The organism is Helicobacter acinonychis (assembly GCF_900461455.1).
Taxonomy (GTDB): Bacteria; Campylobacterota; Campylobacteria; order Campylobacterales; family Helicobacteraceae; genus Helicobacter; species Helicobacter acinonychis.
Genome location: NZ_UGIA01000001.1, coordinates 1,122,542 through 1,147,692, shown reverse-complemented (window position 1 = coordinate 1,147,692; position 25,151 = coordinate 1,122,542). Strand labels below are relative to the sequence as shown.

The window sequence follows — 25,151 nt, the reverse complement described above, 5'->3', positions numbered from 1 at the left end:
TATCCCCTTAAAGAAATGAGTTTTAGCCATTGAATTTTTTGCGATACAATCAAGTGCTATTTAAACATTACAAAGAGCAAAATTATTTATTCTTGTTATCGTTGAGGTAAGAGATGAAATCTTTTTTAAAACTTTTTGGACAACCTTCGTTGGTGGTTTTAGGGTTTATGTTGGCGTATGTTTTAGTGCATGCTGAACTTGGCTTGTCTGTGAAAAAAAATCACATTGAAATAAGCCAAAATGCAGAAAAAAACGAGATGGAATACCAAAACAGCACGATTTCACATAAGCAAAAAGAAGCCAATACCTCTGCAACTATTACAGAAGAAAGCCCTACTAAAAACACTCTTTTACCTTTAGAAACAGCTTCGCAGGAAGAAGAAGCCAAACAAGAGATTAAGCAAGAAATCAAACAAGAGCAAGCGATCCAAAACACACAAAATAACGCACCCTCCATTCAAAGCGATCAAAAAACCCCTGCAATTGGAAAAAAACCTTTAGAGTATAAAGTCATCGTTAGTGGCGTGAATGTGCGATCCTTTCCTAGTATTAAAGGCAAAATCATAGGGTTGCTTTTGAAAAATACAAGCGTGAAAGTTTTAGAAATCCAAAAAGATTGGGCTGAAGTTGAATTCACTAAAGAAACAAAGGGCTATGTGTTTTTAAAGTATTTAAAAAAGGTTGAATAGAACAGCAATGGGTTTAAAATCTTTTGGGGTTTTAGGAAATCCCATCAAGCATTCCAAATCGCCCCTAATCCATAACGCTTGTTTTTTGACCTTTCAAAAGGAATTGGGGTTTTTGGGGCATTACCACCCTATATTACTCCCTTTAGAAAGCCATATCAAAAACGAGTTTTTGAATTTAGGGCTTAGTGGGGCTAATGTAACCTTGCCCTTTAAAGAAAGGGCGTTTCAAGTTTGCGATAAAATCAAGGGTATAGCACTTGAATGCGGAGCAGTCAATACGCTTGTTTTAGAAAATGATGAGCTTGTGGGTTACAATACCGACGCTTTAGGGTTTTATCTTTCTTTAAAGCAAAAAAACTATCAAAGTGCTTTGATTTTAGGCTCTGGAGGGAGCGCTAAAGCCCTAGCGTGCGAGTTAAAAAAACGAGGTTTAAAAGTGAGCGTGTTGAACCGCTCCACTAAGGGCTTGGATTTTTTCCAAAACTTGGGTTGTGCATGCTTCACTACCACTCCTAAAGGTGCTTTTGATTTGATCATTAACGCCACTTCAGCGAGTTTGAATAACGAATTGCCTTTGGATAAAGAGGTTTTGAAAGGGTATTTTAAAGAGAGCCGGCTCGCTTATGATTTGGCGTATGGGTTTTTAACGCCCTTTTTGTCTCTAGCCAAAGAATTAAAACTCCCCTTTCAAGACGGAAAAGGCATGCTCATCTATCAAGCCTCTTTAAGTTTTGAAAAATTTAGCTCTTCTCAAATCTCTTATTCAAAAGCGTTTGAAATCATGCGAAGTGTTTTTTGATGCAAGGGTTTTTAAGAAGCTTGTTTTTTGGGGTTAAAAAGATCCCTAAACCATTCGCCCCCTTAATAAGAAAGGGCGTTTTAAAAGAAACGCTTGAATTGAAAAAGGAGCGTTGGATTCTAAAAGAAGGCTTTGATATAGGCAAGATTGAATGGGTAAAAAATAAAGCGTTTTTTATTTCTTTAGCGAGAAATTACCCTAAAGACCCTTTAATTAAAAACTTACCCTCTTCTTTCAAAACAGATGCATTGATTTTATGCCAAATAGAATATTCTAAAAAACGCCCCATAGCCTTTTTTAAAGCCGCTCTTCTAAATGAAAGCCATACAATGATAGCTTACTTAACAAAAGAAAATAACCAAATTGTGGCTATCCCTTTTAAAGAGCCTTTTAAGAAAGCCCTTATCTTAAAACACAGCCAAAAATCCTTATTAGAATTGCCTAGGCATTGCGTGGTGAAAGTGGATATTAAAAAGCGTGAGATCAGCGAGATTTTAGGGGCTTTAGAAGATCCTTTAATAGATGAAAACCTTTCTTTAAATCTTTTTGATAGAGTGAAAGATTTTTCAAAAGATTGTTTGGGTTTAGCCAAACGCTATGCGCAACTTAAAGCGAGCGATTTTAAATGCAGAGTGGATTATTCTCATATCCCTTTTATCACCATTGACCCCAAAGACGCTAAAGATTTTGACGATGCGATTTTTTATGATCAAGAAAAAAAAGTTTTGTTTGTGGCGGTTGCTGATGTGAGCGAATTCGTGCCAAAATATTCCAGTTTGGATAAAGAAGCTAGGATTAGAGGCTTTAGCGTGTATTTTCCTAACAGCGTGTATCCCATGTTGCCTTTGAGTTTGTCTCAAGGGGCATGCTCGCTAAAGGCGTTTGAAAAACGCTTAGCTTTGGTGTATGAAATCCCTTTAGATGATTTAAAAAACGTCCAATTGTTTCAAGGCGTTATTGAAGTTAGGGCTAATTGCAGTTATGAAGAAATCAATCATTTTTTAAGCACCCAACAAAGCTCTTTGAGTAAAGATTTACAACAAAGCCTTTTGGGGTTTTTAGAAATGGCTTTGAAGTTAAAAAAGGAGCGTTTGAAAAAGGGGTTTAATTTCAATTCGTTTGAAAACAAGCTTTATTTAAACCAAGAAGGGCGTATAGAAAAAATTGAAACACAACAAGAAAGCGATGCACACACCCTTATAGAAGAAGCCATGCTCTTAGCCAATCAGTCTAGCGCTAGGTTATTGGATAAGCATTTTCAAAATAGGGGGATATACCGCACCCATAAAGAGCCAAGTTTGGAGCAACAAAAACGCCTCTACGCCAAGCTTTTTGATTATGAGATCACACGCCCTAAAAACATGGGCTTTTTCCCTTTTTTAGAGCATGCCTTAAAAATAGCCAAAGAAAAGAATGTAGAAAGAGAAGTTTCGCGCTTAATGATTAAATCTCAAAATTTAGCCCTTTATAGCCCCATGCAAGAAAACCATTTTGGTTTGGGGTTTGCTAGCTATACGCATTTCACTTCGCCCATTAGAAGATACAGCGATCTAGCCTTACACAGGCTTTTAAAAGAATTGTTGTTCCATCAAGCTAAAGGCTGCTCGTATTTGTTAGAAGAAATGCCTGAATTATGCTCTGAATTGAACGCTTTACAAAAAAAGGTTGCTTTGATTGAAAGGGATTTCATCAAGCGTAAATTCGCCCGCTTGGCTTTAGAGTATTTAGAAAAAGAGTTTTTGGGCGTTGTTTTAGAAACTAAAGATGAAGTAATCGTGGGGCTAAAAGAGTGGGTAGGGCTTAAGGTTTTAGTAAAAACGAACAAGATTTTTAAACCCTTAGAAAAGGTGCGCGTTAAAATCACGCATGCTCATTTAATTTTAGGGCAAGTTAGGGGTGAAATCACAGAAAGGATTAAAGAGCATGTATCGTAAAGATTTGGATCATTATTTAAAACAGCATCTCCCTAAAGCGGTGTTTTTGTATGGGGAGTTTGATTTTTTCATCCATTATTACACTCAAGCGATTAGCTCACTTTTTAAGCTCAATAACCCTAACATAGAAACTTCGCTTTTTTATGCGAGCGATTATGAAAAAAGCCTTATTATGACCCTTTTAGAGCAAGATTCTTTATTTGGCGAGAGCAGTTTGGTTGTTTTAAAACTAGACTTTGCATTGCATAAGAAATTTAAAGAAAATGATATTAATCTTTTTTTAAAAGCACTAGAGCGGCCTAGCCATAATAGGCTTATCATAGGGCTTTATAACTCTAAAAGCGACACCACCAAATACAAATACAGCAGCGAGGCCATCGTTAAATTTTTCCAAAAAAGCCCCTTGAAAGATGAAGCGATTTATGCACGCTTTTTTACCCCTAAAACTTGGGAGAGTTTGAAACTCTTACAAGAAAGGGCTAATGTTTTACATTTAGACATCAGCAACCATCTTTTAAACACTCTTTTTGAAATCAATAACGAAGATTTAGGCATTGCGTTTAACGATTTAGACAAACTAGCGATTTTAAAGGCACCCATCACTTTAGAAGACATTCAAGAATTAAGCTCCAATGCGGGGGATATGGATTTGCAAAAGCTCATTTTAGGGCTTTTTCTTAAAAAAAGCGTTCTTGACATTTATGATTATTTGCTCAAAGAGGGCAAGAGGGATGCGGATATTTTAAGGGGTTTGGAAAGGTATTTTTACCAGCTTTTTTTATTTTTCGCTCACATTAAAACGACCGGTTCAGTGGATGCTAAAGAAATTTTAGGCTACGCTCCTCCTAAAGAAATCACCGAAAATTACATTAAAAACGCCCCGCGTTTGAAAGAAGCCGGCTATAAGAGGGTTTTTGAAATTTTTAGGTTGTGGCACATTCAAAGCATGCAAGGGCAAAAGGAATTAGGCTTTTTGTATTTGACCCAGATTCAAAAGATTATTAATCCTTAAAATTTAGGTTTTTTTGCAAAAACTAAAATTTTGTTTAACTTTTAGCAATGCTTTAATTTTTTAAAAACTCTATTTTTATGATAAAACTCTTAAGGGGATAGGGAGGTATTTTGAAATAATTCCCCCTACAACCCCCTTAAGAAACCCCCTAACCCAAGAAGACCGCTTAAGAAAATACCGCTCGCTCACGCAAGCTCTTTAGTATGTGATTGTAAAAATGCTAAAAGCATTTTAGATTGTAGGTTCAACCAAATTTAATCCAAAAACAAGCGAAAGAAAGGTATAATTAGAGGTTTTTTAGACCTTGCTCTTTTTTAGTAAAAAAAGGGCTATACAACCACAAGGAGAATGGATGAGGCATTATGAAACGATGTTTATTCTCAAACCTACTTTAGTAGAAGAAGAGATTAAATCAAAGATTGAGTTTTATAAAGAAGTGATCACTAAGCATAACGGCGTGATTGAAACAAGCCTAGATATGGGCATGCGTAATTTAGCTTATGAAATCAAAAAGCATAAAAGAGGCTATTACTATGTGATGTATTTCAAGGCAGAGCCGTCAATGATTTTAGAGCTTGAAAGATTGTATCGCATCAATGAAGATGTGTTGCGTTTCATTGTAATCAAATACGACAGCAAGAAAGAAGTAGAAGCGTGGCATGCGTTAGTGGATAGGGCTAATAAAAAGCCATCACACGCTAAAGAAAAACACGAAAAAACCGAACACGCACACTCTCATCACACAGAGGAAGCAGGAAGTAAAGAATCTCATAGCGAGTGAAAATAGGGGCTTATCATGTTTAATAAAGTGATTATGGTAGGGCGTTTGACTAGGAATGTGGAGTTGAAATATTTGCCTAGCGGTTCAGCTGTAGCTACAATAGGTTTGGCGACAAATAGGCGTTTTAAAAAACAAGACGGTACGCTAGGCGAAGAAGTGTGCTTTATAGATGTGCGCTTGTTTGGGCGAACGGCTGAAATTGCCAATCAATATTTGAGCAAGGGGTCAAGCGTTTTAATAGAAGGGCGTTTGACTTATGAAAGCTGGACGGATCAAATGGGCAAAAAAAATTCTCGCCACACTATCACAGCAGATGCGTTGCAATTTATGGACAAGAAGTCAGACAACTCTCAAGCTAACGCCATGCAAGATAGTGTTATGCATGAGAATTTCAACAACGCTTATCCAACGAATTATAACGCCCCTAGCCAAGATCCTTTTAACCAAGCCCCTAGTTATTCTCAAAATGCTTATACTAAAGAGAATTTACAGGCACAGCCATCTAAATACCAAAACAGCGTGCCTGAAATCAATATTGATGAAGAAGAAATCCCCTTTTAAGGGTGAAAATTTAAGGAGACATTATGGAAAAAAAACGCTATTCAAAGCGCTATTGCAGATACACTGAAGCTAAAATTAGCTTTATTGACTATAAAGATTTGGACATGCTCAAGCACACGCTATCAGAACGCTATAAAATCATGCCTAGGAGATTGACAGGCAACAGCAAAAAGTGGCAAGAAAGGGTGGAAGTGGCGATTAAAAGAGCCCGCCACATGGCTTTAATCCCCTACATTGTGGATAGAAAAAAGGTCGTGGATAGCCCTTTTAAACAGCATTAAACTTTTGATTAGATAGGGGGCATGCCCCCTTTGTCTTTAATCTTGTTTAGCTTGGCTTTTGTTAAACATTAATTATTAAAAAGTGTTGAAAAGCATTTTTTAAGACAAAATCAAAAAGCTTGATTTTAGTCAAGCGGTAGTTTTCTAGGAAAATAACTTTCATAAAATTAAATATCAAACCATAAAACAAAATAGCTAAAATCTCATTTTAAAAAGTAATTAAGAGCTTGATTTGCCAATTATTAAAACAGAGCCATTACTTTTAAGTATTTATCATTAAAAAATAGGTCTTTGGAAGAACTTAAGATTTTAAAAAATAGCGTTAAAAAAGCGTTTTTAAGTTTATTCAAATTTAATCTTATTTTTGTTAGAATTTTAAGTGATTAAGTTTTAGTTTAAAGGGAAAAATCATGCTCCGCTCTCTCTATAGCGCTACTTCAGGGATGCTCGCCCAACAAACGCATATTGACACCACTTCAAACAATATCGCCAATGTCAATACTACTGGGTTTAAAAAATCTCGTGCGGATTTTAACGACTTGTTTTACCAAGCTATGCAATACGCTGGCACTAACACAAGCAATACGACCTTATCGCCAGATGGCATGGAAGTGGGCTTAGGCGTGCGCCCTAGTGCGATTACCAAAATGTTTTCGCAAGGCAGCCCTAAAGAAACGGAGAATAATTTAGATGTCGCCATTGTAGGCAAAGGCTTTTTTCAAGTCCAGCTTCCTGATGGCACTACCGCTTATACAAGGAGCGGTAATTTCAAGCTAGACGAACAGGGTAATCTTGTAACGAGCGAAGGCTATCTTCTTATCCCTCAAATCACTTTGCCTGAAGACACCACACAAGTGAATATCGGGGTGGATGGTACGGTGAGCGTGACTCAAGGCTTGCAAACGACTTCTAATGTGATTGGGCAAATCACTTTGGCTAATTTTGTCAATCCGGCGGGACTTCATTCTATGGGAGACAATTTGTTTTCAATCACCAATGCTAGTGGCGATGCGATTGTGGGCAATCCCGATTCTCAAGGTTTAGGCAAATTAAGGCAAGGCTTTTTGGAGCTTAGTAATGTGAGGTTGGTAGAAGAAATGACAGATCTAATCACCGCTCAAAGGGCTTATGAAGCGAATTCTAAAAGCATTCAAACCGCTGATGCTATGCTTCAAACGGTCAATTCTCTCAAACGCTAATTGGAGCGGTTGCTATTCTTATTATAATGCTTGTGGCTAGGATTTTTAGAATCAATTCTTTGATTGTTGCTTGATTGGTATTCTCCTTTTCTAAAAAAAATAACTAACAAAATAATGGCTAAAAAGAAAATAACTAGAGAAATAAAAATACGAGTTCCTTCAGTTTCATTGTCGTTTGTTTGATTTGTATTTGTTTGTTGTGTTTCTTGGCACAAAGAGTTACCGGAATTTGCTTTAGCAATTCCATTGATAACATTGATAAGCTGTTCTATGTCTTCTTGCCTCTGATCTGAATGCATGACTAAACAACACCAAACAGTCAATATTACCCACAAAAGAAATGAAAAGAAAAACCAAACAATCTGCAGTGCAAGTCCTCCTAAAGCAAAAGTACCCAGAGCTAGATCAGAACGAACAAATCCAAAACTATGATTAAATATTAGAGCAACAACCGTAAAAATAAACGGAAAACAAAGAATGACCCAAAGAATAAAGCTGAATATAGCCGAAAAAACTCTACCGCTCAAGAAATACAGCTAATGTATAAATCACAATTTAGTGATTATAGCATCATTTTTAAATTAGGTCAAGGGTTTTTGAGCGAGTTTCTTGCTTAAAGAATCCAAGATAGCGTTTAAAAATTTGGGGGTGTTAGGCTCAGCGTAGAGTTTGCCAAGCTCTATGCATTCATTGATGATGATAGGATTCTGTGTGGGCGTGAAGCCAATTTCATACGCCCCTAAGCGTAAAATCGCCTTTTCCATACTCCCTAAGCGTTTGAAATCCCAGTCTTTCAAATGCGGTTCAATGAGGGCGTCAATTTCATTGATCTTTTCTAACACGCCATTAAAAAGGCTTAAGGCGAAAGCGAGCTGGTTGTTTTTAATCTTTTTTTCTTCTAGCATGCTAGGGGCGATTTTTTTAATTTCTTCATTACCGCTCTCAAACGCATACAACAATTCAATCACAGCCCCTCTAGCTTGAGTTCGTGTCGCCATTTTAACCCTTGAGAGTTTGGCACAAGCTCAATAATTCAATGAGGGTGCTCATCGCTTCAAAGCCCCTATTACCGGCTTTACTGCCCGCTCTTTCAATCGCTTGTTCAATATTGTCTGTGGTAAGGACCCCAAAGCTTACGGGCATGCTGTATTTTAACATCGTGTTGGCAATGCCCTTGGTCGCTTCCGCGCTCACATAGTCAAAATGCGGAGTCCCCCCTCTAATGATCGCTCCTAAAACGCACACGCCATCGTATTTTTTGCTCTCTAACAATTTGTCTAAAATCAAAGGCAATTCATAAGCTCCAGGCACTAGCACGAGGTTTAAAAGCTTTTCATTGCCCCCATGCCTTTTAAAGCAATCAATCGCCCCTTCTTGCAATCTGTCTGTGATAATGTGATTGAAGCGCGAGATTACAATAGCGATTCTTTCATTCCCTTGTAGTTGTAATTTCCCTTCTATAAGTTGCATGAAACTCCTTTAAAATAAATTTTGGATTTTTAACATATCGGTTACCAAGCTTTCAAGCTCATTAGGTTTGAGCATGTTAGCCCCATCGCTTAGGGCGTTTTTAGGATCAATATGCGTTTCTGCAAATAGCCCATCAACACCCACCGCAGCCGCCGCTCTGGCTAAAATAGGGGCAAAAGAGCTTTCTCCTGAACTTTTCCCATTCGCACCCCCTGGCATTTGCACGCTATGAGTGGCGTCAAAAATCACCGGGGCAAATTCTCGCATGATTTTTAAAGAACGCATATCCACCACTAAATTCCCATACCCAAAGCTGCTCCCCCTTTCACACAGCCACACGCCATTAGCTAAAGCGTTTTCATAAGTGGGGTTTTGAATATTTTTATCTCTTGTTTTAAGGGCTTTTAAGACAGAATATTGCATGTCTTTTGGGCTCATGAATTGCCCTTTTTTAATATTGATAATGGCGTTAGTTTGACTCACTTCTACAATCAAATCCGTTTGTCGGCATAAAAACGCCGGTATTTGTAAAATATCAGCCACTTTGACCGCTATGCTTACTTGATAGCTCTCATGCACATCGGTTAAAATCTTATAGCCAAATTCATCTTTGATAGCTTGTAACATTTCTAAGCCTTTTTCTAGTCCGGGCCCTCTATAGCTTTCTAAACTTGTGCGGTTAGCCTTATCAAAACTCGCTTTAAAATAAAAATCCAATCGCTCATTGTTGGCTAGGGGTTGTAACTTAATAGCAATACCTCTTAGATTGTCTAAACTCTCAATGACGCATGGTCCAGCGATTAAAACTAGTTTAGGGGTTTTTGTTTTAGAGATTTTCATGGTTTATCCTTTGTTTAATGGTTTCTTCAATGGGTTCAAAAAAATGGCTTTCAAAATTATAATTATAAATCTTGCCTGTCTCTATTATATAATGCCAACCAAAAATTTTCAATTCATTCTTGATCACTTTTTCTTGGATAAAATCATAGCTTAAGAGGTTGTTGAGTTGTAAGTGCACATTCAAACGCTCCGTAAACCATGATCGCCTTGCAGAATGGCTGCTAAATTGTGGGTGATCTTTTAATTCTTTTTTAATAGGCTCTAAAAATTGTATCCAGTTTGTGGTATAAGGGGTTTTAACTTTTGTGGTTTTATTATCAATTAAATGAATGCTCTCGCAAGCCCCACAATTACTATGCCCACAAATAATAACATTTTGAATGCCCGCATGCATGATAGCGTATTCAATGCTCGCAATGGTAGAAAGGGATTCTTTATAGCTTGTTTGAGAGGGGATCACATTGCCCATGTTACGGATCACATACAATTCACCAGGTTTTGTGCCTGTGATTAGATTGGGCACGACTCGTGAATTCACGCAAGAAATAAACAAAGTATGAGGCTTTTGCTTAGTCTTTAAGCTTTCACAAAGCTCTTTAAGCTCTTCATACTCATTCTCTTGAAACTCTAGCACCCCTAAAAATGCTTTCACTCTTTAACCCTTAAATCTAATTTCATGAAACTTTGTTTTATTTTCAAACGCTTATCATAGCTAAAATTCTTTCATTTCTTTTTGTTATAATGGCGTTATTTTACACTTTAAAGGGCTTTCATGCAATTATGTGTCGCGCTAGACTTGGAAGAAAAAAAAGACAACCTTTCTTTATTGAAAGAATTGAAAGGCTTGAATTTATGGGCTAAAGTGGGGCTTAGATCGTTTATAAGAGATGGGGCTATTTTTTTAGATGAGATCAGAAAGATTGATGGAAATTTTAAGATTTTTTTGGATTTGAAGCTTTATGATATTCCCTATACTATGGCAAATGCCGCGCTAGAATGCACGAAATTAGAAATTGATATGCTCACCGTGCATTTAAGTAGCGGTAAAATCGTGCTAACAACCTTAATGCAACGCCTAAACACTCTTAAAAAACGCCCCTTGATCATGGGCGTGAGCGCTTTAACGAGCTTTAGCGAAGAGGAATTTTTGAGCGTGTATAACGCCCCTTTAAAAACTCAAGCGATCAAATTAAGCGTTATGGGTAAAGAGAGCGGTATTGATGGGGTGGTGTGTTCGGTGTTTGAAAGTTTAGCGATTAAAGAAAATTTAGGTAAGGACTTTTTGACTTTAACCCCTGGTATAAGACTCAATAAAAACGATAAAGAAGATCAAGAAAGGGTGGCTAACGCTAAAGAAGCTAAACAAAATTTAAGCGATTTTATCGTGGTGGGCCGCCCCATTTACCAAGCTAAAGAGCCTAGAGAAGTGGCTTTAGAGCTTTTAAAGGATTGTTGAGAATGCAAGTTTTAGAAACGATTTCTGATTTAAGAGAATATCGTAAAAATGTAAAAGAAAGCGTTGGTTTTGTGCCGACTATGGGAGCCTTACACAAAGGGCATCAAAGCTTGATAGAAAGGAGTTTGAAAGAAAATTTTCACACGATTACGAGCGTTTTTGTCAATCCCACGCAATTTGGAGCTAATGAAGATTTTAGTGCTTATCCGCGTCCTTTAGAAAAGGATTTGGCTTTATGCGAAAAATTAGGCGTTGATGTGGTGTTTGTGCCTAAAATTAGCGAGATGTATCCTTACAAATCAGAGCAACGCTTAAAACTTTATGCCCCTAAATTTTTATCCCATTCTTTAGAAGGAGCGATGCGTAAGGGGCATTTTGATGGCGTCGCTCAAGTCGTGTTAAGGTTGTTTCATCTTGTCAATCCCACTAGAGCGTATTTTGGTAAAAAGGACGCCCAACAGCTTTTAATCATTCAGCATTTAGTCAAAGATTTGCTTTTAGACATTGAAATAGTGCCATGCGAAATTGTGCGCGATAGCGATCATTTAGCTTTAAGCTCTAGGAATGTGTATTTGAATGCAGTAGAAAGAAAACAAGCCCTAGCGATCCCAAAAGCTTTAGAAAATATCCAGCAAGCCATAGACATGGGTGAAAAAGCGTGCGAAATGCTCAAAAAAATAGGGCTTGAAATTTTAAAAAATTTAGAAGTGGATTATTTGGAGTTTTGTAACCACAAACTAGAGCCTTTAAAGATCATAGAGCCAACTAACACGCTCATTTTAGTGGCGGCTCGTGCGGGCAAAACAAGGCTTTTAGACAATTTATGGGTGTAGTTAAAATTTTGTTTTTGGGGTTAAAATAGCTTATTATCCCCACCAATAGCTAACAAAACGCATGGCGTTTATTTTGAGATGATACCATTAAACACAGCCAAAGTTTTAAGTGCAATATCCGTTACTAATGCTACTTAAGAAATTTCTATGAAAAGGGCGATATTTTTTCAATTATTGTTGATTATCCTTGACAAGCGTTAAAAAAAATTGTATCATTGTCTTTTTGTGAGATCCGTTAGCTCAGCTGGTAGAGCAATTCCCTTTTAAGGAATGGGTCGTTGGTTCAAATCCAACACGGATCACCATTTGAGCATCGTGGCTCCTTCATCTAGTGGTTAGGATACCACCCTTTCACGGTGGTTACAGGGGTTCAAATCCCCTAGGAGTCACCACTCTTTTAGATTTAGTTGGATTTATCTCAATATTTTGGTCGCTTAGCTCAGTTGGTAGAGCGCTACCCTTACAAGGTAGATGTCATAAGTTCGAGTCTTATAGCGACCACCATATGAACTTCAAGCATGTGTTTTAAGCTATGGAGTTTGGATAGGGAGCGGTAGTTCAGCTGGTTAGAATATCTGCCTGTCACGCAGGGGGTCGCGGGTTCGAGTCCCGTCCGCTCCGCCACCAAATGCTTTTTAAATCATTTTCTGTGCTTTAGTATAATAATCAATCGTTATAAAAATGACCCTTTCATCTAGTGGCCAAGGATACCACCCTTTCACGGTGGAAACGGAAGTTCAAATCTTTCAAGGGTCGCCACAAAGATTTCAATAGTTTTTTAAAGATTAAAAAAAACCTTTTCTAACGCATGGCTTTGGACTAAAAACATGTAAAGAATAGTGGGGATCGTGATGCTTAAAACAAACACCTTAAAAATCCGGTGCAAAAAAACAACGGATAAAAGAGCGATGATTTCATTGATCCCATAAGGGGGTTTTAAAATTTGCGTGTCTTTGAAACAATAAACCACGAGCATGCCTATCACTGAACATGACAAAGCCCTACCTAAATAGCGCACAAAATCATTGGGTGGGTTTTTCGCATTAAATACGATAAAAGGCCAAATGCGCGTGAAATAAGTCGTCAGCATGATGATTAAAATAATAAGGGTGGAATGCTCTAACATTCTAACTGCTTTCTGAAAGAAATGAGGGCGAGTAGCATTAAAACTAAAGCAAAAAGCAAAAAGTATTTGGATCCAAAGAGCGCTAAACAAACAACTGCGATCAAAACCCCAAGCCATGCGTTTTTATGATTCGTGTTTCGTTTGTATTGCTCCATAAACAGCACGATAAAAATCGCTGTCATCACAAAGCCCACGCCTTGAGTGTCAAAAGAAAAACGAGAGCCGGCTAATGAACCGATTAAAGAGCCAATAACCCAATAAGAATGGTTGAGTAAGGAAATGCTCAACATGAAATCGTTTTCATTAACCCCCTTTTTAGGGGCGTATAAATTCAATAATGCAAAGGTTTCATCGCTGAGCGTGTGCGCTAAATAAGGCAAACGCCATTTGGTGTTTTTGAATCTATCTAGCATGGAGAGTGCATAGCAGGTTTGTCTTGCATTCACTAACAAGCTCACAATAAGCACATTCATCAAATCCGCTTGCATGCTTAAAAGCGTGATCGCCACAAATTGGACCGCCCCAGCATAGATGAATAACGACATGAATAAAGCGACTTTATAATCATAGCCTTGTTGGGTTAAAAGCATTCCAAAAGTCGTTCCCATAAGCAAATACCCTAACAAAATAGAAATGGTGTGAGGGAAAGCGTTTTTTAAAGCTTTTAGAAACTCATGCATCAACAACCTTTAAACCAATCTTTAAATTTAGAAATACAAGTTTCTAAAAGGCCTTTATGCGGCTCGCTCTCATAACCAAAACTCGCATGCAATTTCTCCAATAACGCTTGCTGCTCTTTATCCAAACTTTTAGGATAAACCACTTGCAACACCACGATCAAACTCCCCCTGTAAGAGCTTTCAGGGTGCTTCACACCCTCATTTCTAAACACAAAAGTTTGTTTGTCTCTGGCGTTTCTAGGGATTTTTAATTCTAATTCATCTCCTTTTAAAGACGGCACTTTGATCGTATGCCCTAAAGCGATAGTGGTGAAAAATACCGGCGCTTCAATGAATAAATCACAGCCCTTGCGCTTAAAATGCTCATCTTCTTTGACTTGCACTTCTAAATATAAATCCCCTCTTTTGCCCTTCTCGTATTCATTACCCTTATTTTTAAGCACCATGCGGTTTTGATCATCAATGCCTTCAGGGATTGTCGCATCAATTTCTTCATCTTTAAGAATGTAGGTTTTGCCCTTACACGCTTGGCATGGGGTTTTAATGATCTTGCCCTTGCCTTTACACGCCCCACAAGTTTGCGCAAAGCTCATAAAACCCTGACGCATAAACACTTGCCCTTGCCCATTGCATTGCTTACAAGTCTCTAGAGCTTTATCTTGAGCGCCTGTGCCATCGCAAACTTCACAAACGCTTTGGTATTGGACTTTAATTGTTTTTTTACAGCCAAAAACCGCTTCTTTAAAACTCAATTTAATGGTTTGCAAATAATCCGGTGCGATAGCACTTTTTTGCCTTTTACTCCCCCTAGCGCTAAACCCAAAAGCGTCTTCAAAAAACGATCCTAAGTCTTCAAAAAAATCAGAAAAATCGCTTTGGCTTGCACCGGCTTGATTTAAGCCTTGCTTACCATACCTATCGTATAAGGCCCGTTTCTTTTCATCGCTTAACACCCCATAGGCTTCATTGATGAGCTTGAATCTTTCTTCGGCTTCTTTATCGCCGGCGTTTCTGTCTGGGTGGTATTTTAAAGCGAGCTTTCTGTAAGACCTTTTAATCGTCTCTTGGTTGCTGTGTTTTTCCACTTCTAAAATTTCATAATAACTTAATTCCACGATCGCTCCAAAAATGGCATCAAAACGCTTATTTTACCTTAAAAGCGATGAATTTGCGTGTTTTGTGCACGCCAAAACTTAGATAAAATAACACGATGAAACTATAGTGATAAAGATAACCTTATGAGATTTTTTAGCTTTTTGGTATTTTTTCTAACTTTTTCAAACGCGCAGATAATGATGACCTTTGATTCTCAAACCAATGCCAAGCTTTCGCGCTCTAACGAACAGCTTTCTGACATGCTCTATAAACTCAATGAAAGTTTAAGGGTCTATCAAAATGTGCTTTCTAACAATCAGGATCAACTTAAAGAAATCAAAAAAGCTAACAGTACGCTATCTAGCCAAAGGCGTTTTTTAAACGCTAGCCAAATCCGCCTTATGGACACTGATGCGTTATTGAAACATAGCGCTTTGGAATTAGAAAAATTACAAGCTTTAGAGAAACGCTTAAAAGAGAGCGTGGAGCAAGAACGCTTGATTGAAGAATCTCAAATGCTTTTTTTACAAGAGCATTGCCCTTATTTGAGTGGCGTTAAGAATTTAGAAGAGGCTTTAAACGCTTTAGAAGTCCAAGAGCAAAATAACGCCCTTTTTTTACTTAAAGAGCCTAAACTCGCTTATTTGCTCTCACAATTAGATTTAATGAGCGCTTTAAACGCCTTATGCGATCAAGTTTTAGAAAATCAAGCCCATGATCAACAAGCCCACAACAAAACTTTAGAATACAACGCTCTGATCAACCATGATTTTCAAGCCTATAAAGCCATGCGTTTGAAAAAAGTCCAGAACAAGCTTCAAGATCAAATCCAAGCCCAAGAAGACGCTCTAAAAACCTTTTTACCCCTAGAAAAACGCCTAGAAACTTTAAAAACGCATTTTTTATGCGACAAAGAAAACCTAAAATCATGCAAAAACCAACTCCAGCAACGCTACCAAAACGCTTTAATAGAGCGAGACAAGGAATTAAAAAACGCTAAAAACAATAAAGAAAAGCAAGCCTTGATTTTAGCCAATTACGAGCATACTTTAAAAACCTTGAATATAGAGTTTTTAAGCGAATTAAATAAGCAAATGGCGTTTTTAAATGAGACCATGGCACTAAACGCCCAAGTTTTAGTCCTTTTAGCCAAACAGCACACCAAAACCCAAAAGCCCTTCAATTCTAGCAATGGTTTTAATGGTCATTCTAGCAATGAAAAAGCTTCAATCAAAAATATCCGCCTAGATCCGCATGGATTCCCTAGTTTTAAAAATTTTAAGCAAGAATAAGGCTTAAGCTTTTAAAACCTTTTTATAGGACACAAGCATAAAAGTCTTAAACAATCACGCCCCCACCAAGCACAATGTCATCTTTATAGACCACCAAGGCTTGCCCTTTAGCCACGCCATAAAAAGGCTCTTTAAGCTCCACTTCAATCATTTCATCTTTCAAGCTCACGAACGCTTTAGTGGGCATGCTCCTATAACGAGCCTTGATGAAATATTCGCCACTTTTAAAATCTTTCATCAAAGATTTGTTTTTAGCTTTGAGAAAATGCGTGGCTAGATCTTCTTTTTTACCCACGACTAGCTCGTTCTTTTTAGCGTCAATCCTCACCACAAAATGCGGTTCTAACGCCCCCTTAATGTTAAAGCCTTTTCGTTTGCCGATCGTGTATTGCATATAGCCCTTATGCGTGCCAATAATTTTGCCTTGTAAATTTTTCACCACGCCCTCTTTTTCCACTTCAACATGTTTTTTTAAAGTGTCAATGTAGCTTTTTTCCACAAAACAAATTTCTTGAGATTCCTTATAAGTCTCTAGAGTGCCTAAAAAAGGCATTGCATTCAAGGCTAAAGGCTTAATATCCTTTTTTAATAAATCCCCTAAAGGAAACACCAATTTAGCGATGACTTCATGCTCTAAAGCGTATAAAAAATAGCTTTGATCTTTAGTTTTATCCAAAGCTTCTCTTATGTAGCTCACCTTATCATTCTCTTCAATTCTCGCATAATGCCCAGTAGCGATTTTTTCACACCCTAATTTTAAAGCGTGATCTAAAGCTAGCCCAAACTTCATTAAAGGGTTACACAAAGCACATGGGTTAGGGGTTTGCCCTTCTTCATACGCTGAAATGAATGCGTCATAAACCACGCTTTTAAAATCCTTTTGAAAATCCAAAACTTCTAAAGGAATGCCTAAAAACTCGCACGCTTTTTGAGCGTTTTTAATGTATAGATCGTGCTTTTTTTCACTCGCATGGAGTTTTAAATAAATCCCCACTAATTCATGCCCTTGCTCTTTTAGGTTATAAGCGCTATAAGAGCTATCCACCCCCCCACTGAGTAATACTGCTATTTTCATTGTTATTCTTTCATTCAATTATTATGGCTTGTAGTCTAGCGCAAAAACCATTCATAACTGCCCTTTTTTAATCATTGGCATGCTAAAATACCCAAAGATTTTTAAAATCGCACCAAAATCAAAACGCATGGAGAATAAAGGGTAATGGCAAAAATTGAATTGTTAGCCAAATTCACGCAAATCGCGCTCCCTAACAGCCACCCTTTATTGAAAAAAGTTTTAAACTACGCTAAAAAGCATTTTAGCCAATGCCACATGCTCTCTTCATCGCTATTGATTTTAAACGACACGGAATGTTTTAAAAAAAATTACTTCCTTAATTGGGTTTATCATGCCCTTGAATGTGCGCATGAAAAGGATATTAGTCCGTATTCTTTAGAAGAAATCTTGCAAAAAAGCCACTTACCCATACGCATTAAAATCATGGCTCAAAACACGCTTTTAGAAAAAATAGAAGTGAAAGTTTTAACCTTTAGTGCAGAATACGCTCTTTTTATCACCAAGCACCCCATTGCCAAGCGTTTTTTACGCCAAAAATTTAACGACTATGTGTTTTTAGAAACCCAAGATGAATTGCATATAAGGGGCAATTCAGAGCGTTTTTGGGAACTCATTTTAACGCTCAATGAAAATAAGATCGTCCATAACGCATGCTTGAATTTTATCTACCCTAATGGTTTTGATAATAACAGCTACACCACCATAGCCGAACGAAAATTAAGAGAATGCTATAAAACGCTAGGGTTTATCAAGCATGAGAATTTTAGCGAAGTCAAAAAGCGCTATTTAGAATTAGCTAAAACCTACCACCCTGATTTGTGTGCCCCTAAAGAAAAAAAGGTTCTTTATGCCAAGCGTTTTGCGATCATTCAAGAGGCTTACAGCCACATTAAAAAACACGCTTAAAGCCCTAAACTAGCCCTAATTGCACTGGAAGAAATCGGTGCATCAATGCCTTTTAAAGGGAAATAACGCCCCTTAAATTGGATCTCTTCATAGCCAATCCTTTCAAAAACCACTAATTCCACCCTTTTTAAAAGCTCTGTGGCGTTTGTCCAAGAAGACAAATGCCTTAAGCAATCCGCTCCTATGACTAAATAAAGCGTTTTAGGGCAATAGAGTTTTTGAAAATGAAGAACACTTTCTATCGTAGGCACGGTCCTTTCTTGCTTGATTTCAAAATCGCTCAACAACACCCTAGGCATGCCTTTTAAGGCTAATTCTAATTCTTTAAAACGGATTTGTGCGTCTAAAAAACATGGCTTTTTAAAAGGGTTTTGATAAGCGGGTAAGACAATAAGATCAGCGAGAGGTAATAATTCTAAAGTTTGCTCAATAATGGCTAAATGAGCCTTGTGTAAGGGGTCAAAACTCCCTCCATAGAGCGCTAATTCTTTTGGCATGTTATATGGCTACTCATTGCTTTCAAAACTAGACGCCTTAGTCAATTTAGCAAACTTAACCCCCCTAAGCCCCCCAATTTCTAATTGCAAGCGTTGGACTTCTGCAGAACTGCCTTTTAAAATGATCGTTTCTAAGCAATTATGCGAATCCATATGAATGTGCGTGGTGCATAAAACATGCGTTTCACTGGCATGCTGAATATCTATCATGCGTTGGTTTAATTCCCTTTGGTGGTGGTCATAAATCACCACTAGCACGGCAACCTTGCTCTTATCATCAGGGCTATCTTCTATCCAATTGTCTTCTACTAACTTTTCTCTGATCAAATCGCGCACCAATTCTGAGCGAGAAGAATAGCCGTTTTTAATGATGCGGTTGTCTAATTCGTCCAATAAATTTTGTTGTAAAGAAACCGAAAAGCGGATGATTGAATCGTCTTTATTGTTTGTGTCCATTGAAAAAATCCTTTTTTTGCATAAATTTTATATTAAAAAATTCTTTTATAATACTTTGTTATAATACTCTTATTGAATTAGTTTAATCTTAATGCGAGAAATTAGATTAAATTTAGTTATAATTATCATTGATTGTTATTGACTTGTTATTATTAAAACAATATAATCAACAATCTAATATTCCTTTATCATTTTTGAAGCGTTTATGCGAAAAGTGAGTTTTATTGCAGCGTTACTTTGAAGTGTGTAGGGGAGTGCTTATTATTTAAAAGGAGTTTTTATGGGAGCTGGTTTCTCCACTGAATTGTTGAAAGAGTATGTGGATACTTTCGTGTTTGTTGCACTCGGCATTGCGAGTTTTTTAGCCTTATGGTTTGTGATTGAAAGGATTATTTTTTATTCCAAAGTCAATTTGAAAGCTTACACAGATGTGGACGCCTTGAATTTGGATTTGACTAAGAATTTAACCATTCTTTATGTGATTTATTCTAATGCACCTTATGTGGGTTTACTGGGAACGGTGCTAGGGGTCATGGTCACTTTCTATGACATGGGTATTAGTGAGGGGATGGACGCTAAAACGATCATGGTAGGTTTGTCTTTAGCTTTAAAAGCGACCGCTCTAGGGCTTGCAGTGGCGATCCCCACACTCATTGCATATAACGGTTTGTTGAGAAAATCCGATGTGTTGAGCGAAAAATTCAGGATTATGTCCAAATGAAAAGCATCAGAAGAGGCGATGGGCTCAATATTGTCCCTTTCATTGATGTGATTCTCATTTTATTAGCGATTGTGTTAAGCGTTTCTACCTTTATCGCACAAGGCAAGATTAAAGTCAGTCTCCCTAACGCTAAAAACGCGGAAAAATCACAACCCAGCGATCAAAAAGTGGTGGTGGTTTCAGTAGATGAGCATGACAATATTTTCATTGATGACAAGCCGACGGATTTACAGGCGTTAAGAGAAGCGATCAAGCAAGTCGATCCCAAGACTTTGATTGATTTAAAAAGCGACAAAAACTCTCGTTTTGAGACCTTTATTGGCATTATGGATATTCTAAAAGAGCATAACCATGAAAACTTCTCTATCTCCACACAAGCTCAGTAAGTTTTCAACGATCATTGGCTTTTTGAGTGCATCTATTCTTTATGCATTGGGGATTGTGTATTTTTTATTGCGTGAAGATGCACCCTTGCCTTTAGCGCAAGCGGGCAACAACAAGGTTACCATGAGTTTAGCGAGCATCAACACTAATGCGAACAAAAAAGTCAACGCTGAGTCCGCTAAAAAAGACGAACCCAAAAAGAAGGAAGCACCTAAAAAAGAAGAACCCAAAAAAGAGGTGACAAAGCCTAAACACAAGCCTAAGCCTAAACACAAACCCAAACCAAAGCCAAAACCCAAACCTGATCCTAAAATTGCACCCAAACCTGAGCCAAAACCTGAGCCACCTAAAGAAGAACCCAAAAAAGAGGAGCCTAAAGAAGAACCCAAAAAAGAGGAGCCTAAAGAGGAGCCTAAAGAGGAGAAAAAAGCTAAAGAAGAAAGTGCACCTAAAGAAGTCACAACCAAAGACGCCGTGAAAGACATAACCAAGCAAGAAGAATCCAATAAAACTTCTGAGGGTGCGACTTCTGAAGCGCAAGCTTATAACCCAGGGGTGAGCAATGAATTTTTGATGAAAATCCAAACCGCAATCTCGGCTAAAAACCGCTACCCCAAAATGGCGCAAGTCAGGGGGATTGAGGGTGAAATATTAGTGAGCTTTGTTATCAATATGGATGGGAGCGTTACGGACATTAAGGTTGTTAAAAGCAACACCACGGACATTTTAAACCATGCGGCTTTAGAGGCGATTAAAAACGCTGCACCCTTATTCCCTAAACCAAAAGAAGTGGTGCACCTAAAAATCCCTATCGCTTATAGCTTGAAAGAAGAATAAAATCTTAAAAATGCTAACAGCGTTTTTAAGAGTAAAGAGCTTGATTTCAATCAAGCGCTAGCGTAAAAGAGGTCTTTTAGGGCGGTAAAAGTTTAGGGGTAGGGGAGGATTTCAAAACGCTCTCATATCTAAAAATGAAAAAATAAAGCAATCAAAAACCTATTTTAACTACCCACATTTGAAAAGAACAAAGCCTTTTATAAAGGGCTTCTTAAGTTTGTTTTTTAGAAACGGCTTTTATTTTTTGATTTTCTTTTCTATGAAAATATTCAGGCATTCTATGATGAGAGCAAAACCAATGCCCGCATACAAATAATTTTTATCGACATGCAAATGCAAGCCTTCTAGCAATAAGCTCACGCCCACAAAGAGCAAAAACACAAACGCTAAAGTTTTGATGCGGTAATGCTCTTCAATAAAATTCCCAATGATTTTGGAAAAAAAGAGCATCGCTATCACGGCTAAAATGATCGCAACAACCATGATTTCTAAATGTTTAGCAAGGCCAATAGCTGTGATCACGGAGTCTAAAGAAAAGACAATGTCTAAGAACATGATTTCTATAATGGTGATGAAAAAGCCAAACGCTTTTTTTGGGGCGTTTTCTTCTTTGGGGCTAATCTGCTCTTTCAACTCCATTAACGCCTTAAAAGCCAAAAACGCCCCCCCTATAAGCAGCACCACATCGCGCCCTGAAAAATTCATGTCCGCTATGACAAATAAAGGTTTTTGCAAATGGCTGATGAAAAACAAGCTCCCTAAAAGCCCTATGCGCGTAAGCATCGCTAGACTTAAGCCTAAAATCCTAGCTTTATTTTGCTGGTGTTTGGGGAGTTTATAGACCACCACCATGATAAAAATAATGTTATCAATCCCTAGAATGATCTCTAAAAGCGTGAGCGTGCTTAATGAAATAACGCCATCTATGGTGGAAAGGGCGTTAAAAAGCGAAGTTATAAAATCCATGAAAGGCTATAACCAACCCTTCTTTTTGAAATAAATCACCGGTAAAATCGTAGAAATCGCCATGATAATCAGCGCGAAAAGATACCCATATTGCCACTCCAATTCTGGCATGAATTTAAAATTCATGCCATAAATCGTGCCAATCAAAGTAGGGGGCATCATCGCCATAGTCACCACGGTGAAAAGCTTAATAATCTCATTTTGCTCCACATTCACTTGCGAAGCGAAAAGGTTTTGGATATTATCAAGCGAGTTGAGATTGACGGTGGCAGACTCCACTAACGAGCTAAAATCGGTTAAAATGATATTTAGATTATTTTTGGTATCGCTATCCACTTTATTGCTTCTTAATAAAGCGGTGATAATGCGCCGTTTGTCAAAAAAAGAATCCCTTAAGGCCATATTAAATTCTTGCAAATTGGACAAGCGTATTAAAATATCATCATGCGTGGAATTTTCTTTAAAAATGATGTTTTTACGCAATAAACCTGTTTGCTTGTTGATCCACTCCAAACATTCCACGCCTTTTTCAAAATACACTTCAAAAACTTTCGTTAAAATATCAAACCCATCTTCAAATTTTTTAGGGCTCGCTAACACCTTTTTTTGGATCGCATCAAAGATCTCTAACGCTCCATAATAAATCGTAAAAAGAATGTTATTGGACAAAATAAAGGTCGCCATTTCCGTATGAAAGCTTTCATGGTCATCTTGGTTGGTGAAAAAGGCGTTAATCGTCACGCTAGAGCTGTCTTCCCAGTATTTGGTGACTGAAGCAACGCGGTTAGAATGATCTGTGTTGTAATGGATAGCGTATTCTTGGCTTAAAATCGCCAATTCATTGGGCGTGGGGTTGATTAACTCAAACCACAAAACCTCATTTTCTTCTATATCAAAACCATTAAAATCGTTAAAGCGTTTCTTAATGACAAATTTTTGCTGCTTGAAAAACACATTCACCATAAGTGATCCTTAAAGTCAATGGCGTTTATCCAAAACCTCAAAACAAGGTAAAATTTTGCCCTCCAATAATTCCAAACTCGCCCCTCCACCGGTGGAAATAAAGCTCATGTTATCCTTTTCGCCTACGCGGTTGATCGCATCAATGGTATCGCCCCCACCCACGAGCGAAAAGGCGTAAGTGTCAGCGATTTTGTGGGCTAAAAAGGTCGTGCCTCTAGCGAATTCTTGTTTTTCATGCACGCCTAAAGGGCCATTCCATATGATCGTGGGTGCACTCTCTATGACTTCAGAGAACAATTTCACGCTCGCAGGCCCTATGTCAGCGATTTTGTGCTTGGGCTCAATGTCTTGGACGGGCGAGATTTTAATGTGCTTGGGGTTAAGAATGTCATCGGTAGTGACAGCGTCTATGGGTAAATAGACTTTGACTTTTTTTTCTTTCGCGCTTTTTAACAGCTCCAAGGCGTCATTTAGTAAGGAGTCTTCCACCAAAGAATCTTGCACATCATAGCCTAAGGCTTTTAAGAAAGTGTTACTCATTGCTCCGGCAATAATGAGCTTGTCAATGAGATCTAAAATGTTTTTTAATAAGGTGAGTTTGGAGCTAACCTTAGCCCCCCCTACAATCAACAATAAGGGGCGTAAGGGGTGGTTAAACGCTTGATAAAACGAATCAATTTCTTTTTTGAGTAAAAACCCGCTCACTTTAATGGGAGCGAATTTAGCGGTGCCATAAGTACTCGCATGCTTTCTGTGGCTAGTGCCAAAAGCGTCATTCACAAACACATCGCACAAACTTGCTAAATCTTTAGCCAAGTTTTCATCATTTTCTTCTTCGCCTTTTAAAAAGCGGATATTTTCTAAAAGAAAGATCCTTGTGGGTGCGTTTTCGTTTAAAGCTTGTTTCAATTGCACGATATTCTGAGAAAAAATCACCTCATGATTAAGCAATCTTTCAAGGCGCTTTAAAAAGGGCTTTAAGCTCAATTTTTCTTCAACCCCTTTAGGGCGACCCAAATGGCTCACTAAAATAATATCTTTAGCCTTGTTGTCAATACAATATTGAATGGTAGGCAAGCTCTCTCTAATGCGCGTATCATCAGTAATATTCAAATTTTCATCTAAAGGCACATTAAAATCCACTCTAATAAGCACTTTTTTATGATTGACATCCACTTCTTGAATGTTTTTAACATTTTGCATAAACGACATTTTAGCTAACATAAAAATCCTTTTCTTTAATTTTGCGTTATATATTGCACCATGTCTATCAAGCGCTCGCTATAACCTATTTCATTATCATACCATGCCAATACTTTAGCATTTTTTTCGCCTATTGTCATGATCTGATCATCAATAATAACTGCACTAAAAGGCGAAGAAATAAAATCGCTTGAAACAAGCCTTTCTTCATCAACGCTCACAATCCCTTTAAAGGCATGCTTACAAGATTCTTTAAGTGCATGCTGAAGGCTTGCTTTACTCACGGCTTTTTTAAAGCTCAAAGACAAATCCACTAAGCTCACATTAGGGGTAGGCACTCTAATCGCAAGGCCTGTAATCTTAGAGCCTAGATGCGGTAAGACTAGCGAAATAGCCTTACTCACACCAGTGCTTGTAGGGATAAGATTTAAGCCAGCCGCTCTAGCGCGCCGAATATCCTTGTGTTTGGTGTCTAAGAGATTTTGATCGTTAGTGTAGCTATGAATGGTCGTTAAGAGCGCGTTTTCTACTTCAAAGGCTTCATCTAATATTTTTAATAAAGGGGCGGTAGCGTTAGTCGTGCAAGAGGCGTTAGAAATCACGCTTTCATTATGGTAACTTGTGTGATTCACCCCATAGACAAAGGTAGGCGTATTTTGGGCAGGAGCAGAGATAATGACTTTTTTCACGCTGTTTTTAAGATGAGCGCTTGAAGCTTCTAATGAATTGAATTTACCGGTGCATTCTATGACAATTTCCGCCTGCACAACAGAAAAATCAAGCTTATTAATATCTCGCTCGCTCAACACTACAATCTTTTTACTATGCCCAACACTTAAAGTCCCATCAGCATTCAGCTTGGCTTCAAAATGCCCATGCACGCTGTCATGGCGGATTAAATGCAATAGCGTTTCTATCTCAGCGGTAGAATTGATCGCAACGATTTCTATATCTTTTCTTTGACTGGCAACTCTTATAGTGCACAAACCGATACGCCCTGTCCCATTGATAGCGATTTTAATTGGCATGTTTTCCCTTTATTTAAAAATTGACATTTTATCACAAATGCTCTTAAATGAAGCCATTCTTAAGGGG

30 protein-coding genes and 5 tRNA genes are annotated in these 25,151 nt (G+C 37.9%); 20 read left to right on the top strand and 15 right to left on the bottom strand.

All coding sequences use genetic code 11. The features are described from left to right. Positions 1-113 precede the first annotated feature (113 nt). From DYI00_RS05555 to flgG, 8 genes are all read left to right on the top strand, one after another. Positions 114-689 (top strand): SH3 domain-containing protein, encoded by a 576-nt coding sequence (locus DYI00_RS05555; protein ID WP_011577206.1) that lies wholly within the window; start codon positions 114-116, stop codon positions 687-689. Positions 690-696: 7 nt separating this feature from the next. After that, positions 697-1,488, top strand: a complete 792-nt coding sequence (locus tag DYI00_RS05550; protein ID WP_011577207.1) for a shikimate dehydrogenase — start codon at positions 697-699, stop codon at positions 1,486-1,488. Then, positions 1,488-3,422 (top strand): RNB domain-containing ribonuclease, encoded by a 1,935-nt coding sequence (locus DYI00_RS05545; RefSeq protein ID WP_104709213.1) that lies wholly within the window; start codon positions 1,488-1,490, stop codon positions 3,420-3,422. Before DYI00_RS05550 ends, DYI00_RS05545 begins: the two co-directional genes overlap by 1 nt. Beyond that, positions 3,412-4,434, top strand: a complete 1,023-nt coding sequence (gene holA, locus DYI00_RS05540; RefSeq protein ID WP_041600169.1) for a DNA polymerase III subunit delta — start codon at positions 3,412-3,414, stop codon at positions 4,432-4,434. Before DYI00_RS05545 ends, holA begins: the two co-directional genes overlap by 11 nt. A gap of 352 nt (positions 4,435-4,786) precedes the next feature. Then, the gene (gene rpsF / locus DYI00_RS05535; protein WP_011577210.1) at positions 4,787-5,215 is read left to right on the top strand and encodes a 30S ribosomal protein S6; all 429 of its coding nucleotides are present in this window, start codon (positions 4,787-4,789) and stop codon (positions 5,213-5,215) included. A 15-nt stretch (positions 5,216-5,230) separates the two neighbouring features. Beyond that, positions 5,231-5,776 (top strand): single-stranded DNA-binding protein, encoded by a 546-nt coding sequence (locus tag DYI00_RS05530; protein ID WP_011577211.1) that lies wholly within the window; start codon positions 5,231-5,233, stop codon positions 5,774-5,776. A gap of 23 nt (positions 5,777-5,799) precedes the next feature. Next, positions 5,800-6,057 carry a 30S ribosomal protein S18 gene (gene rpsR / locus DYI00_RS05525; RefSeq protein ID WP_011577212.1) on the top strand — a complete coding sequence of 86 codons (258 nt, stop codon included), beginning with the start codon at positions 5,800-5,802 and terminating at the stop codon, positions 6,055-6,057. 410 nt (positions 6,058-6,467) lie between these two features. Then, positions 6,468-7,256: a flagellar basal-body rod protein FlgG gene (gene flgG, locus DYI00_RS05520; RefSeq protein WP_011577213.1), complete on the top strand. Its 789-nt coding sequence runs from the start codon at positions 6,468-6,470 to the stop codon at positions 7,254-7,256. Here the strand turns inward: flgG and DYI00_RS05515 are convergent. Genes DYI00_RS05515 through DYI00_RS05495 form a run of 5 tightly spaced genes read right to left on the bottom strand, consistent with a single transcriptional unit; the run spans position 7,253 to position 10,218 of the window. Continuing rightward, complete coding sequence (locus DYI00_RS05515; RefSeq protein ID WP_041600170.1) at positions 7,253-7,792, bottom strand: hypothetical protein; 540 nt, start codon at positions 7,790-7,792, stop codon at positions 7,253-7,255. The two genes, flgG and DYI00_RS05515, sit on opposite strands and share 4 nt — an antisense overlap. Before the next feature lie 45 nt (positions 7,793-7,837). Then, complete coding sequence (nusB, locus tag DYI00_RS05510; RefSeq protein WP_011577215.1) at positions 7,838-8,254, bottom strand: transcription antitermination factor NusB; 417 nt, start codon at positions 8,252-8,254, stop codon at positions 7,838-7,840. Position 8,255: 1 nt separating this feature from the next. Then, positions 8,256-8,726 carry a 6,7-dimethyl-8-ribityllumazine synthase gene (gene ribH, locus DYI00_RS05505; protein ID WP_011577216.1) on the bottom strand — a complete coding sequence of 157 codons (471 nt, stop codon included), beginning with the start codon at positions 8,724-8,726 and terminating at the stop codon, positions 8,256-8,258. A 9-nt stretch (positions 8,727-8,735) separates the two neighbouring features. After that, positions 8,736-9,566 (bottom strand): 3-deoxy-8-phosphooctulonate synthase, encoded by an 831-nt coding sequence (kdsA, locus tag DYI00_RS05500; RefSeq protein ID WP_011577217.1) that lies wholly within the window; start codon positions 9,564-9,566, stop codon positions 8,736-8,738. Next, positions 9,553-10,218, bottom strand: coding sequence for a carbonic anhydrase (locus tag DYI00_RS05495; protein WP_011577218.1), 666 nt, complete (start codon positions 10,216-10,218; stop codon positions 9,553-9,555). The genes kdsA and DYI00_RS05495 overlap by 14 nt, the downstream gene beginning before the upstream one ends. A gap of 120 nt (positions 10,219-10,338) precedes the next feature. Here DYI00_RS05495 and pyrF point away from each other — a divergent pair, with 120 nt between their 5' ends. The 7 genes from pyrF (at position 10,339) to DYI00_RS05460 (ending at position 12,614) form a co-directional block, all read left to right on the top strand. Then, entirely contained in the window at positions 10,339-11,022 is a 684-nt protein-coding gene (pyrF, locus tag DYI00_RS05490) for an orotidine-5'-phosphate decarboxylase (protein WP_011577219.1), read from the top strand. A gap of 2 nt (positions 11,023-11,024) precedes the next feature. Next, positions 11,025-11,855 (top strand): pantoate--beta-alanine ligase, encoded by an 831-nt coding sequence (gene panC, locus DYI00_RS05485; protein WP_011577220.1) that lies wholly within the window; start codon positions 11,025-11,027, stop codon positions 11,853-11,855. Between the two features lie 229 nt (positions 11,856-12,084). Further along, positions 12,085-12,160, top strand: a tRNA-Lys gene (locus tag DYI00_RS05480). 12 nt (positions 12,161-12,172) lie between these two features. After that, positions 12,173-12,247: transfer RNA gene (locus DYI00_RS05475), tRNA-Glu, on the top strand. 36 nt (positions 12,248-12,283) lie between these two features. Beyond that, positions 12,284-12,359, top strand: a tRNA-Val gene (locus DYI00_RS05470). A 43-nt stretch (positions 12,360-12,402) separates the two neighbouring features. Further along, a tRNA-Asp gene (locus tag DYI00_RS05465) sits at positions 12,403-12,479 on the top strand. A 59-nt stretch (positions 12,480-12,538) separates the two neighbouring features. After that, positions 12,539-12,614, top strand: a tRNA-Glu gene (locus DYI00_RS05460). 19 nt (positions 12,615-12,633) lie between these two features. Here DYI00_RS05460 and DYI00_RS05455 read toward each other — a convergent pair. Genes DYI00_RS05455 through dnaJ form a run of 3 tightly spaced genes read right to left on the bottom strand, consistent with a single transcriptional unit; the run spans position 12,634 to position 14,776 of the window. Further along, a complete protein-coding gene (locus DYI00_RS05455; RefSeq protein ID WP_104687365.1) occupies positions 12,634-12,981 on the bottom strand; it encodes a branched-chain amino acid transporter permease in 348 nt (115 codons plus the stop codon). Next, on the bottom strand, positions 12,975-13,661 hold the full coding sequence (gene azlC / locus DYI00_RS05450; protein WP_011577222.1) for an azaleucine resistance protein AzlC: 687 nt from the start codon (positions 13,659-13,661) through the stop codon (positions 12,975-12,977). The genes DYI00_RS05455 and azlC overlap by 7 nt, the downstream gene beginning before the upstream one ends. Further along, a complete protein-coding gene (gene dnaJ / locus DYI00_RS05445) occupies positions 13,661-14,776 on the bottom strand; it encodes a molecular chaperone DnaJ (protein ID WP_011577223.1) in 1,116 nt (371 codons plus the stop codon). The genes azlC and dnaJ overlap by 1 nt, the downstream gene beginning before the upstream one ends. Positions 14,777-14,953: 177 nt before the next feature. On the opposite strand from dnaJ, the gene DYI00_RS05440 reads away from it, so the two are divergent. Next, positions 14,954-16,048, top strand: a complete 1,095-nt coding sequence (locus DYI00_RS05440) for a coiled-coil domain-containing protein (protein WP_225236256.1) — start codon at positions 14,954-14,956, stop codon at positions 16,046-16,048. A 46-nt stretch (positions 16,049-16,094) separates the two neighbouring features. Here the strand turns inward: DYI00_RS05440 and mnmA are convergent, their stop codons facing one another. Next, positions 16,095-17,123, bottom strand: coding sequence for a tRNA 2-thiouridine(34) synthase MnmA (mnmA, locus tag DYI00_RS05435; RefSeq protein WP_011577225.1), 1,029 nt, complete (start codon positions 17,121-17,123; stop codon positions 16,095-16,097). A gap of 144 nt (positions 17,124-17,267) precedes the next feature. Between mnmA and DYI00_RS05430 the strand changes: the two genes are divergently transcribed. Further along, complete coding sequence (locus DYI00_RS05430) at positions 17,268-18,029, top strand: J domain-containing protein (protein WP_011577226.1); 762 nt, start codon at positions 17,268-17,270, stop codon at positions 18,027-18,029. Here the strand turns inward: DYI00_RS05430 and nadD are convergent. Both nadD and nikR read right to left on the bottom strand, forming a co-directional pair. Then, a complete protein-coding gene (gene nadD / locus DYI00_RS05425; RefSeq protein WP_011577227.1) occupies positions 18,026-18,526 on the bottom strand; it encodes a nicotinate (nicotinamide) nucleotide adenylyltransferase in 501 nt (166 codons plus the stop codon). The two genes, DYI00_RS05430 and nadD, sit on opposite strands and share 4 nt — an antisense overlap. A 9-nt stretch (positions 18,527-18,535) precedes the next feature. Continuing rightward, positions 18,536-18,982 (bottom strand): nickel-responsive transcriptional regulator NikR, encoded by a 447-nt coding sequence (gene nikR, locus DYI00_RS05420; RefSeq protein WP_011577228.1) that lies wholly within the window; start codon positions 18,980-18,982, stop codon positions 18,536-18,538. A 280-nt stretch (positions 18,983-19,262) separates the two neighbouring features. Here nikR and exbB point away from each other — a divergent pair, with 280 nt between their 5' ends. From exbB to DYI00_RS05405, 3 genes are read left to right on the top strand one after another with little or no spacing between them, the layout of a single operon-like run. Continuing rightward, the gene (exbB, locus tag DYI00_RS05415; RefSeq protein ID WP_011577229.1) at positions 19,263-19,703 is read left to right on the top strand and encodes a TonB-system energizer ExbB; all 441 of its coding nucleotides are present in this window, start codon (positions 19,263-19,265) and stop codon (positions 19,701-19,703) included. Continuing rightward, positions 19,700-20,089, top strand: coding sequence for a TonB system transport protein ExbD (gene exbD, locus DYI00_RS05410; protein ID WP_011577230.1), 390 nt, complete (start codon positions 19,700-19,702; stop codon positions 20,087-20,089). Before exbB ends, exbD begins: the two co-directional genes overlap by 4 nt. After that, positions 20,055-20,924 carry an energy transducer TonB family protein gene (locus DYI00_RS05405; protein ID WP_011577231.1) on the top strand — a complete coding sequence of 290 codons (870 nt, stop codon included), beginning with the start codon at positions 20,055-20,057 and terminating at the stop codon, positions 20,922-20,924. Before exbD ends, DYI00_RS05405 begins: the two co-directional genes overlap by 35 nt. Before the next feature lie 237 nt (positions 20,925-21,161). Here DYI00_RS05405 and DYI00_RS05400 read toward each other — a convergent pair whose 3' ends face one another. The 4 genes from DYI00_RS05400 to gap are packed head-to-tail and all read right to left on the bottom strand — an operon-like array spanning position 21,162 to position 25,084. Beyond that, a complete protein-coding gene (locus DYI00_RS05400; RefSeq protein WP_011577232.1) occupies positions 21,162-21,890 on the bottom strand; it encodes a TerC family protein in 729 nt (242 codons plus the stop codon). A gap of 6 nt (positions 21,891-21,896) precedes the next feature. After that, positions 21,897-22,853, bottom strand: a complete 957-nt coding sequence (gene corA / locus DYI00_RS05395) for a magnesium/cobalt transporter CorA (RefSeq protein ID WP_011577233.1) — start codon at positions 22,851-22,853, stop codon at positions 21,897-21,899. Between the two features lie 15 nt (positions 22,854-22,868). Continuing rightward, a complete protein-coding gene (locus tag DYI00_RS05390; RefSeq protein WP_011577234.1) occupies positions 22,869-24,077 on the bottom strand; it encodes a phosphoglycerate kinase in 1,209 nt (402 codons plus the stop codon). A 14-nt stretch (positions 24,078-24,091) separates the two neighbouring features. Continuing rightward, a complete protein-coding gene (gene gap / locus DYI00_RS05385) occupies positions 24,092-25,084 on the bottom strand; it encodes a type I glyceraldehyde-3-phosphate dehydrogenase (RefSeq protein ID WP_011577235.1) in 993 nt (330 codons plus the stop codon). Positions 25,085-25,151: the final 67 nt, after the last annotated feature.